Here is a 10,510-nt window from a genome sequence, read left to right as displayed (position 1 = left end):
ACACTAATTGATCGTGCGTTGCCAAGTGGCTCAAGTTTGTCGGCGGGCTGCATGCCAGCCGCGTCCACCACCGTCGGAACGGTTTGCGTCGCGATTGCCATCGGATTGGGAGTGAGTTCCACTCGATTGATCTCTTTCAGGACAGGTTCCAATGGTTCTCGATTCTGTGGGAACGTCGCCACCCAAGCGGACTTGTCGACCGGGTTCAAGTGAACTGTGTGACGAGTTTCTCCTTCCTGCCATTGAAAGCCAAGCTCATTTGTGAATTCGGGGGCATGATCGGGAACCAGCACAATCGTTGACTCAGGAGACGCTCGGCGCATCGCGTCAATTACTTGCTCCGCAAGCTCGGATTGGTTTGGGAAATTTGCCCAACCGGAATCAGTCAATTCGTTCGCGTCGACTGTTTGCATGGTCGCTTCAGGGAACAACCCCGAGTGGTTGAGCATGGCTCCGGTGGCACCGTACAAGAACACCCACGGCAAAAGAAACAGGCCGATGTAAAGATGGGCGCGGCGCGCGAACATCAGGAGCTTGCTACGAGCCTTTCTTGGGCTTCGAGATTTCGTTTTAGCCGAGTCGTTCGGAGTATTCATTGAATCGTTCGTGGGTGGTGCCGGGAGTTTGTCCACGCCGGCGGGGATGGGCGATCGGACTGGAACGGTTCGCCGCGTAACATCCGGGCGCGGTCGTGGTCTTTGTTGAAAAGGAACAGGTCATCGATGACCGCAAAGTGGAATCAGATGTGATGCAAACGCCCATGTCGACGTTTTCGCGGCAAATCGACAGCGATGGATTTTCAGACGGAAGTGTCTATCTTTTCACGGCACACGCTGAAGGTCCGCCATGACGGAGGATTTCCATTGCTGCAAATCATCTTTCATGCGGTTGGCTAGCTCGGGCATCTCGTTCGCCAAATTCGTTTTCTCACTAGGGTCATCGATGATGTCATAGAGTTTCTCGCCTCTTTCGGTGGAGACAAGTTTGAAGCGGTGCTGCATCCAGACGGATTCTTTTCCATCGCGATTGAGGAAACCAAGTGGCTTTTGTCGCTCGCTTGATTGGCCGGTGACCAGTGGCAAGAGACTCGTGCCGTCGTAGGGGCGGTCGGTCGGAAGTTCAACATCGATGGCATCCAGGATGGTCGGGAAGTAGTCGGTGGTGAAGCACGGTGCATCGATGGTGCGCGGCGAGTCAATTTTGTTTGGCCACACCATCAAACCGGGAACGCGGATTCCGCCTTCGTCAATTGACAACTTGAATCCTTTCAAGTTCTTGGCTGATCCCACGTGCCGTGGTGACCCCTGGCGGGCTGGACCGTTGTCGGAGCAAAAGCAGAGCATCGTGTTGTCAGCGACACCGAGCGATTTCAGCTCCGCACGCAGGCGTCCGACCTGTTCGTCCATCGCCGTGAGGCAGGCGTAATAGTGCTGGGCCGGTTCAGGTTGCTCGCGATACATTTCGCGATACTTTGGGCCGCCGACGACGGGCGAGTGAGGTGTGTGGAACCAAACGGCGGCAAAGAATGGTCGGTCGTTTTGCACCGCATCACGGATGAACGGGATCGCTCGGTCCATGATGACTCGGGAGTCATCGCCGTCCATGTTGTCGGTTTCTTTCTGACCCGGACCGGTGAAGTATTCGTTGCCGTACGGTCGGCCTTGCTTAGAAGATTGTTGAGATTGCTTCTTTGAAATGGGCCCCGGATGAAGCAACGGGTTCCACGTGGGGACTTTGGATTCGGTCACAAAGCAGACGTCAACGTCACGTTCCCAAGGCGGGCAATAGTATCGCTCGGGTTGTTTGGCAAACGTGCCCCAGCGATTTTGGTCGCCCACCGTTTTTGAAAGCGTGCCAAGGTGCCACTTTCCAAAATGGCCAGTCGTGTAACCGTGCTGCTTCAGCACTGTCGTGATTGGTATTTCGGTTGGTTCCAGCATGCCTTTCATGGCGAAGGTCACGCCGAAGCGGTAAGGGTTACGACCCGTGTAGCAGCTCGCCCGCGTCGGGGAGCACATTGCGGCAGCGGCGTAAAAACGCGTGAACGTCACGCCCTCGGCAGCCATTTGATCCAGATGCGGCGTTCGCAGATGTGAATGCCCGTTGTACCCGGTGTCTCCCCACCCTTGGTCGTCCGCCATGCAAAGGATGATGTTGGGGGAATCCGATGCGATGGTGTTGCACGCCACCGAGACACACAGCGCGAAGATGACAAGACTGATTGATTGTTTCATGGCGTCTCTCCAATATGCCGCTTGGTGCTGTCGTCAGATTTTTATTGCAAGTCCGGGCGTGGGGAATCGATCTCCCGCATCAGAATCTGTTTCAGTTCAGTGACTTTTTCTGGGTAGCCGGATGCCAGATTGGTGCGTTCTTCGTTGTCTGTGGTGAGATCATAGAGCTGGAAGATGCCCTTCTTGCGATCCGCTTCGACCAGCTTCAATCCTTCGCCGGTGATCAATGCCCGGCTTCCCATCGCATTGAAGTTGTTGTTGATTACAACGTGCTCGTGATGTTCGGTTTGTGGTTGTCCGAGCAGGGTGGGCAGATAAGAGATGCCATCTTTGCCTCTGGGTTTTTCCTCACCCACTAAATCCGCCAACGTGGCGAGAAAGTCGTAGTGGGCGGTCAGCAGGTTGTTCTCGGAACTAGGTTCAATCTTGCCTGGCCATCGCACGATCATGGGACACTGCATGCCGCCTTGATAGCCACTGCGCTTCAAGCCCGCTCTTCCGCCCGCTCCATCGAAGATGTCTCCGCACTCGGACGACCGCCATTTTTTGTCGGTGAGGTTGGCGGGTGCGCCGCTGGGAAGCGTTTGCTTCTTGTAGCTTGGTTTGGGGCCGTAGTAGAGTTCATGGCCATTGTCGGATGTGAACAGAACGACGGTTTTGTCATCGATTTCGAGAGTCACCAATTCGTCCATGATCAAACCGACATGATCGTCGAGCATCTTGACCATCGAGGCGTACTTTTTCTCCGCCAGGCTCATGGTGGGATGATCAGCGAAGTCAGGGTGCAGTTCGGGGATCGCGACCGGACCGTGTGGCAACTGAGTCGGATGATAGAGAAAGAATGGTTGGTCATGGTTGGCACGTAGGTATTTCAGAATGCCTTCAATGAAAACGTTTTGCGAATAGGTTTCGCCACCATAGCCAACCGGTTCATCGCCTTTCTCACTGGTCTTGCCGCAATCCGCCATCGTGTTGCCGGGCAAATCAAAGCGTTCGCCGTTACGCCAAAGATAAGGCGGGTAGAAGCCGTGGCATCGTTGGTGATCGTAGTAGCCTTCGTGGAAGTCCCATCCGAATCGCTGGACTCGCTCGTTCCAAGTCAAAAAGCCGCGATCCAACTTTCCGAATTGGGCGGTCTTGTACCCGGCCTGCTGAGCCACCTGCGCGAGGAACACTTCATCATCCGCGATCGGATTGGAGTTGGCTTTGTGCTTCTCCATTCGCTTTTGATATTCCTCTTCCGTGATCTGCCCCGCGTCTCTCCAGATCGGCAATCCAGCTCGGTTCTGTGCCCAACCGCCGTTCCGACCATCGTGCATCCCGGTGAGCAGAGTCCAACGGGCGGGGGCACAGTAGACGCCCCCGTAGTAGTTGTTGAACTTCATTCCTTCGCGTGCCAAGCGATCGATATTGGGCGTCGTGACGACTTCCTGGCCATAGCACCCAAGCATGCCAGGCCCGAGGTCATCAGCGAAAATGAGAATGACATTGGGACGTTCGTCGGCCATAGAGTTCGCTTGAACGCCGAACGCGATGAGAAGGCCAAACAGAAGTTGAGTGATAGATTTCATTTCGTTCGTTCGCCTCGGGGCGATTCAGTGGATGCGTGAGCGTGCTGGGTTTGGTGTTCTGCGACACGTCGCGTGAAGGTGGGCGGGAATTGCTGGCAACCCGCAACGTCACGCTGGGCGACGTCTCTTGGCAGGTGTCGCACGATGATAGTCGTGATTCGGATTGCAATCACGGGCGGCCGGCACACCGGCGGGATGAAAACCCTCGACCGGGCGGTGCGTGCGCATCAATGAAGTTGGCCGCCTACCTGCTTCGTCCTTGATCGTTGGGCGACCGCAGCGAAGGAGTGATTCAACCTTTGCGTTTGAAAATCAGAACGATCGCCACCAACAAGGCAACTGGAATGCCGAGCGTCACGAGCGCGATGAGTCCGATCACCAGCAGTTCGATTAAACCAGGAGAGCTCATTGTCGATCTTTCGTCGCTTGTTCGGTGGTGGATTTGAACGCGTTGGGATTGTCGAATTTGAACCCGTCGGGTTCGTTCAGGCGTGTCTCCCAATCGATCGTGGATCCTTCGACGTAGACAAGGTCACGGGGAGACACTGCGAGTGTAAACCCTTGGCAGTCTTGGACGACGGCACCACTCGGAATTGGTGGTGACTCGAGGTTCAATGCATATTCAAATCCATTCTCACCGTTGTCTTTGATCGACAACCGAATGTGATCGCCGGGTGAGTCGCGCAGGAACTCTTTGAATTTGGTCTCGGCCGCGGGCGTGATTGTCACAAACGTTTGAGACTTCTTCGTCGTATCGTTTAATTGGCCGGGGCATCCGGCTAGACAAACCAATGCGAGCAAGATCAGCAAGAGGCGGGCGGCGAGCATTTGGAAGCTTGGTGGTGAGAGAGGTGATTTGTTGGAAATGGGTTGTCGCTGGTAATTGTTTCGCAAACGACTTGTGTGGCGAAAGGTTCCGGCCGGAGGATTTCTTGATTGGATGTTGAGATTCACTCCATGTCAGAGACTGCTGAATGATCATCGCCGAATAATAGTTGACCAACGATTCGGCCCAAAGCCATCGCGGATCCCACAACGACCATTGAAATCGCAATCCCAGAGTCGGGGAAGTACAGCAGAAATGGAACGATTCCAAGCAGTGAGACGATGTAGTAGGCGATGTCCGCACGCGCGTTCCTGCCTGCTGACCGGCCCGTCCATTGTCGAATCATTGGGCCAGCATGCACCATCGTGTAAAAGACGGCCGTGATCGCGATGGCTCCCAAAATGATCTGGTGAGTCGGGTAGTTCTCATACCAAAGCACCGCTGCGATGAGACTGTAAAAGGACACTAGCGAACCGAGATGAAAAAGCATTGGTCGCATTGCGGATTGTTCCAGCAGTCGAATAGTTTCAATGGGAGTGATGGAATTGACGACCTGTCGTTCGATCCTTTTCAGGAAATGGTTTGTGAGCTCGTGTCGGGATCGAAATCGAGGGCGTGACCACACGCGGGACAGAAGGCACTCATCGATGTCAGGGTGTCGCCACAGTGATAGCAGAACGGTGGTTGGTTCGAATTGGAGGTTTTGTTCTCGGATCGCCACTGTGACAACAATTGCGTCACTTCTGTTTCGGTGCAGTCGGCAGCGAAGACTTCGTGCAAGATGTCAAAGACGGGACCTTCGACCATATGACCAATCGGTTTCGGAGAGTTCAGCCGAGCGTTGATCCCTGCCTTTAGAAGCAACGCGGCTACCGATTCGGCCTTTGAGTAATTTCTCGTTCGATACACGACGGTCGGTGATGGAAGCGACATTTGCCGAACTCCGATTTGGTGGTGGGCACGAAAATTCGCTGATATGCAGGTTGGATCCGAGGGAAAGCTTCGCGTTCGTGTCAGACTGCAAAGATAGAGGTCAGAGTTGATGGCAATATTCTAGACCCAATTGGGCGCGTCCTGCTCACGGACAGTGATGACGAGCGGTGACGGCACGGGACGTGCGATTGTTGCGCGGTGACACACTACTCGCTTCACAGGAGCACAAAAATGTCCAAACAAGATGTGTTGATCAATGACGAAACCATGCACCACGACCATCGCCAATGGGAAAGCGATGTTTCGATGTGGCGTGACGACATTGAGATTTGGCAACAAAATCATCAAAACGCGTTGAAGGAACTGAACCGAATCGCTGAGCGTTTGACCGAGCACATGACGTCGCTCGAGGCTCACGTCGATCAGCTCGATTCCCACGAAGCCAACACGCTGCAGCATGAACACGGCGTGGCAGCCGATTTCCGGCAACAAAACGATCCAACGGCACATTCGATGTCGGAACACGTGAAGGAGGCAACTCGCCATCAACATTTGCGGGACGCTCACGAACGCATGAAAAAGCATCATCATACGGTGATGGCACACATTGCGATGTTGAAGGCAACGCTGGATTCATCGCTGTAAAACGTGGCGAACCACCGCGCTTTGATCACGCTGTGGGCGGTCACACGGTTGTTACGCTGCGATCTCGATTTGAATGGGCGTGATCGAATTCGCGTCGGACGGTAAGTGAAACGCCGTCCGATTTTTCCTTTGTACCGTGGCAACTTCCGATGGAATTGATCGAAGTCCCGCAGTTGATTCGCAATGCCGAGCGTTTTCGCGAAGTGGTGACGATCCTGACGCGGCATGGTTTGGCGGATTGGATGTCGGGAGTCCCGTCGATTTGGCCTGAGCGTTTAAGAGGTTCGGCGGACGAGTCGATGACAACCGCCGCACGAATTCGGGTGGCGTTTGAAGAGCTGGGGACGACGTTCATCAAACTGGGCCAAGTCCTGAGCACTCGCGAGGATTTGGTCGGCCGGGAACTGGCGTGCGAGTTGGCTCAGCTTCGTGCGAATACGCCCAGCGATCCGGCTGAAGTGGTCATCGCAATGGTCGAGTCCGAGTTGGGAGCGGGAATTGACGAACTTTTTTTGAAGTTTGATTCGACCGCGATGGCGTCCGCTTCGATTGGACAAGTTCATCGAGCCACGACGCATGATGGCCACGATGTGGTTGTGAAGGTCCAGCATCCGGGGATCGAACAACGAATCGTCAATGACTTGGAAATCATGCAGAAGTTGGCTGAGATCGCGGAGCAGCAATCCGAAAGACTGACGCAGTACCGCCCGGTCGATACGATTCGAGAATTTCAACGATCGCTGATGCGAGAGTTGGATTTTCAACGGGAGTTGAAAAACATGAATCGGTTCCGAACCAATTTCCAGGACGAACCGGACGTGCACTTTGCGAGGCCGTACCCAAAGCTGAGTTCACGACGCGTGTTGACGATGCAGCGGCTCGACGGAATCAGTGTCTCGAACAAAGCGGAGTTGAAGACATCGGGAGCTGACTTGAACGAGGTCGCTCACCGAGGGGCGGTCGTGTTTCTCGATATGATTTTTCGCGATGGTTTTTACCACGCCGATCCGCACCCCGGAAATCTGATGGTCCTGAATCGTCATGTTCCGAGTCAGGATCCTTCGAGCGATGGGCCGCCGGCGAAACAAGTGATCGGGTTGCTCGATTGTGGCATGGTCGGTCGCATCGACGATGCACTCAAGGATGACTTGGAAGTCGCGTTGATCGCGGCGGTGACTGGCGACGCCGAGTCGATTGCCGAGATCGCGGTGCGACTGGGCGATGTGCCATGTGACTTTGACGAACCATCGTTGGTGAGCGAAATCCGTGACATGCTCGATGACTACTCCGATCAAAAGCTTCGCGACTTCGACGTCAGCGCTTGCCTGCGAGATGTGACGGGGATCATCCGCGAGCATCGGATCTATTTGCCCGCCAAAGTTGCGATGTTGCTAAAGGTCTTGGCGATGCTAGAAGGAACCGCTCATCAACTCGATCCCAATTTCAGTTTGGCGGAATTGTTGGAACCTTATGGCCAGCAAGCGATGCGTCGTCGTCTTTCGCCGCGGCGGGTTTATGAGCGGATTAAAAATCGGGTGGATGATTGGGATCACCTGTTGAGCATTCTGCCGAAAGACTTGGGCGACGTCCTGCACAGTCTCAAACAAGGCAACTTCGACATCCATCTGCAACACCGTCGGTTGGAACCAATTGTCAACCGATTGGTGATGGGGATTCTGACCGCAGCGTTGTTTGTCGGTTCAGCTTCCTTGTTGAGTAGTGGGGTGCCGCCATTGTTATTTGGTGTCTCGGTTCCCGGGATGTTGGGGTGTTCGCTGGCGATGGTCATGGGCGTGCGACTCAGTTGGCAGATCTCGCGAGTTCGATAGCCGTGCACCCATGCCAACGTCGCTCGCGTGAGCGTGCGAGAATCGCGACTCAATGCCGATTTCGTGTAGGGAACATCGTTTCAGTTCGTGATTGATGAGTCGTGAACCATCAGGCTGTGGCGAAGCGATACACTGGGGGCTGATCGAGTTGAATTGCAATGCCAATGATGCCACGTTCGCCAGCAGGAGAATCCCCAGTGAATGAAGACCAAGTTTGGATGGAACAAAACCGGCGACGTTTCTTGCACACTTCGGCGTTGGGTGTCGCTGCCACAGCGGTCTCTGGTGTGGGAATGCTCTCGTCCGAATCCGCGGTGGCAGCAGAGGTTGCAGCTGAGCCTGCGTTGCCCGAACGACCGGTTGGCGTCGATGTGTTGATGCCACGTGATCGAGTGCCGCTCTCCTTCATCATTGATGACTCGACCTGCCTGGTGAACATGGGGCACTTTTGCAACCCGCAATTCGCGGAGGCTTGGCCGGACCGCGCGGAGTATCAGAAGCCGTGGAGGTCTTGGCCACGTGAGATCCCGGATTCTTTCGTTCGCCAGTTTGGTGAGTGGTGCGCTGACAACGGTGTGAAAGGGAAGTACAGCATCGTCCCAAATCCCGCGTGTGTCGGCTGGCTCGACCGGGAGTTGCCAGGTTGGTCTCGTTCGGAGTTGAAGTCCAGTTTGGATCTCGTTCGCGAATTGATGCTTCCCAACTGGGATATTCATCCAGAGATGATCACGCACACGCGAGTCATCGATCTGAAGACCGGTCGACCGATGGAGACGATCAGTTCGGCGACGATGGAGAATTCCTACCCTCAGGAAAAGAAGAGCGTCGACGAGTTGGCGGCCTATCTCGCCTACGCACTTCGAATTTTAGAGAATTGCGACCTGCCATGCGAAGGCGTCACCACGCCCGGTGGATTTGGCGGAAAGGTGCAAAAGGAGTTGCCATTTGCGGTCGATCAAGCTGTTCGCGACGTTTATGGAGCGGAGCTGCCGCACTATTTCAAGTATGTCATTTCAAACGACGAGAGCACCGAACCCAAACTCGAACATCTGCGCGGCGTGGGAACCGATGACGTGCGGCTGACGGTCAATGTCCCCGCGGGAACAGGTGATTGGTTCGGCGGTTGGCAGGGCGATTCGCTTTCTGAACCTGATCGTTATTGCAACTCAGAAGCAACCAGCGGACGAATGGTTGAGTTGATTCAACGACGTCAGCCGGCGGTCATGCTGTGTCATTGGCCGGGAATGTACAGCAACGGGAGTCAAGAAGGATTTCGCTCGTTCCAGCGAGTCGTCGAGTCGTTAGCAACACGATTTGGGGACGAAACACTTTGGATGAAGGTCAGCGAGATCGCTCGTTACTGGGCCGCGAAAAAGCTGACTGAGATCGAGCATGTTGGCAATCGAGTGAAACTGAATGCCCCCTTTGCCACCGAGAAGTTCACGGTGCAGTTGGATGGTGGCGTTGGCCCAGTCAGTGTTCAGCATGGTGGTGATCGCAAATTGCTCCACGAAACCACCACGCGTTCGGGATTGGACTCAGGAACCTGGTTCTCCGATGAGAAGCATCTTGTTGCTTGTTTTGATTTGCCGAAGGGGACAACGCATCTCGTCATCGGCGAGACTGGCTAGCGTGTTCCCGTGATCCGGAGGGTTCGTCTATCCAAGTCGAACTGCGGCGAAGCGTGCGAGGTTTTGATGCGATCGGAAAAGCTGCAATTCTCGATAGCGAACTTGCTGGGCTGGGCAGGTGTGTGCGCGGTCCTCCTAGCGTTGGCAAAAATTCATTTTCTGTGGGTGCCGATTGCCTGCCCATTTCTGCTCGGCCCGATGACGGCAATCACGGTGACTCCAACGCGATGGTCTGTGATTCTTGGCACGCTGTGGTCATTGTGTTGGTTGCTTATTAGTTTGGTGCCCTATTGGCTTTTGGCTGCGTTTTTCATAATGGCAACTCAGACCTTGAATGATGGTTCTTTGACTCGCCGCGTTCTTATCGCTGTGACCGTCACTTATTTTCTCTTGGTGTCAGCAATTGGTGGGTACCGAGGAGGCGTTGCTGCGCGGCAGGACTGAACTTCAATAGTTGGCGGCAAATGGCTGCCTTTCCGGCGGGGCGAAGTGGCGAAAAACCATCGAAGGATATATCTGGTTCCAACCGCATTCGGGAGAAGCTGGACTGTTGATATTGAATATTCGCTTTTGCAAAGACATTGTTCACGACCGTGACTCAGCGATTTTGGATTGCTTTGAATAGACCCAGGTATTTGTACAGCAATGCCATGTTCGCGGCGGTCATCACGACTGGCGGGCTGCTTGCAACGGGATCCATCTTGTTCTGGTGCAATCAAGAACCGGCAACACGTGACGCGGTGTCGATGCCTTGGAGTGTGTATTCGAAGGCAGCATTCGATAGGACTGAATTGGAGGGGAAGCCGGTCGCCGTTCTCTATCTCGCCAATTGGGCTTTATC

The 10,510-nt window shown here is 54.6% G+C and carries 10 protein-coding genes and 1 pseudogene; 5 read left to right on the top strand and 6 right to left on the bottom strand.

What is annotated here, in order from left to right; genetic code table 11:
- From B2R17_RS10900 to B2R17_RS10875, 6 genes are all read right to left on the bottom strand, one after another.
- Window positions 1–527: hypothetical protein (locus tag B2R17_RS10900; RefSeq protein ID WP_286764002.1), on the bottom strand; the 527-nt coding region annotated here is incomplete at its 3' end.
- A 294-nt stretch (window positions 528–821) separates the two neighbouring features.
- Window positions 822–2,234: a sulfatase family protein gene (locus tag B2R17_RS10895; protein WP_286764001.1), complete on the bottom strand. Its 1,413-nt coding sequence runs from the start codon at window positions 2,232–2,234 to the stop codon at window positions 822–824.
- A 41-nt stretch (window positions 2,235–2,275) separates the two neighbouring features.
- Window positions 2,276–3,805, bottom strand: a complete 1,530-nt coding sequence (locus B2R17_RS10890) for an arylsulfatase (RefSeq protein WP_286764000.1) — start codon at window positions 3,803–3,805, stop codon at window positions 2,276–2,278.
- Window positions 3,806–4,210: 405 nt separating this feature from the next.
- Window positions 4,211–4,633: a HesB/IscA family protein gene (locus tag B2R17_RS10885; RefSeq protein WP_286763999.1), complete on the bottom strand. Its 423-nt coding sequence runs from the start codon at window positions 4,631–4,633 to the stop codon at window positions 4,211–4,213.
- A gap of 122 nt (window positions 4,634–4,755) precedes the next feature.
- A complete protein-coding gene (locus B2R17_RS10880) occupies window positions 4,756–5,121 on the bottom strand; it encodes a hypothetical protein (protein ID WP_286763998.1) in 366 nt (121 codons plus the stop codon).
- Window positions 5,122–5,201: 80 nt separating this feature from the next.
- Complete coding sequence (locus B2R17_RS10875; RefSeq protein WP_286763997.1) at window positions 5,202–5,564, bottom strand: hypothetical protein; 363 nt, start codon at window positions 5,562–5,564, stop codon at window positions 5,202–5,204.
- Between the two features lie 231 nt (window positions 5,565–5,795).
- Here B2R17_RS10875 and B2R17_RS10870 point away from each other — a divergent pair, with 231 nt between their 5' ends.
- The 5 genes and pseudogenes from B2R17_RS10870 to B2R17_RS10850 all read left to right on the top strand — a co-directional run.
- Window positions 5,796–6,209: a hypothetical protein gene (locus tag B2R17_RS10870; protein WP_008659484.1), complete on the top strand. Its 414-nt coding sequence runs from the start codon at window positions 5,796–5,798 to the stop codon at window positions 6,207–6,209.
- A 149-nt stretch (window positions 6,210–6,358) separates the two neighbouring features.
- A complete protein-coding gene (locus B2R17_RS10865; protein ID WP_286763996.1) occupies window positions 6,359–8,038 on the top strand; it encodes an ABC1 kinase family protein in 1,680 nt (559 codons plus the stop codon).
- Window positions 8,039–8,235: 197 nt separating this feature from the next.
- Entirely contained in the window at window positions 8,236–9,669 is a 1,434-nt protein-coding gene (locus B2R17_RS10860; protein WP_286763995.1) for a hypothetical protein, read from the top strand.
- Between the two features lie 66 nt (window positions 9,670–9,735).
- On the top strand, window positions 9,736–10,113 hold the full coding sequence (locus B2R17_RS10855; RefSeq protein WP_286763994.1) for a hypothetical protein: 378 nt from the start codon (window positions 9,736–9,738) through the stop codon (window positions 10,111–10,113).
- A gap of 173 nt (window positions 10,114–10,286) precedes the next feature.
- Window positions 10,287–10,510 (top strand): annotated as a pseudogene (locus B2R17_RS10850) (thiol:disulfide interchange protein); the annotation flags it as partial.

Origin of the sequence: Rhodopirellula sp. UBA1907 (assembly GCF_002337565.1) — a bacterium.
Taxonomy (GTDB): Bacteria; Planctomycetota; Planctomycetia; order Pirellulales; family Pirellulaceae; genus Rhodopirellula; species Rhodopirellula europaea.
The sequence above is the reverse complement of the archived record's forward strand: the minus strand, read 5'-3'. Positions and strand labels throughout refer to the sequence as shown.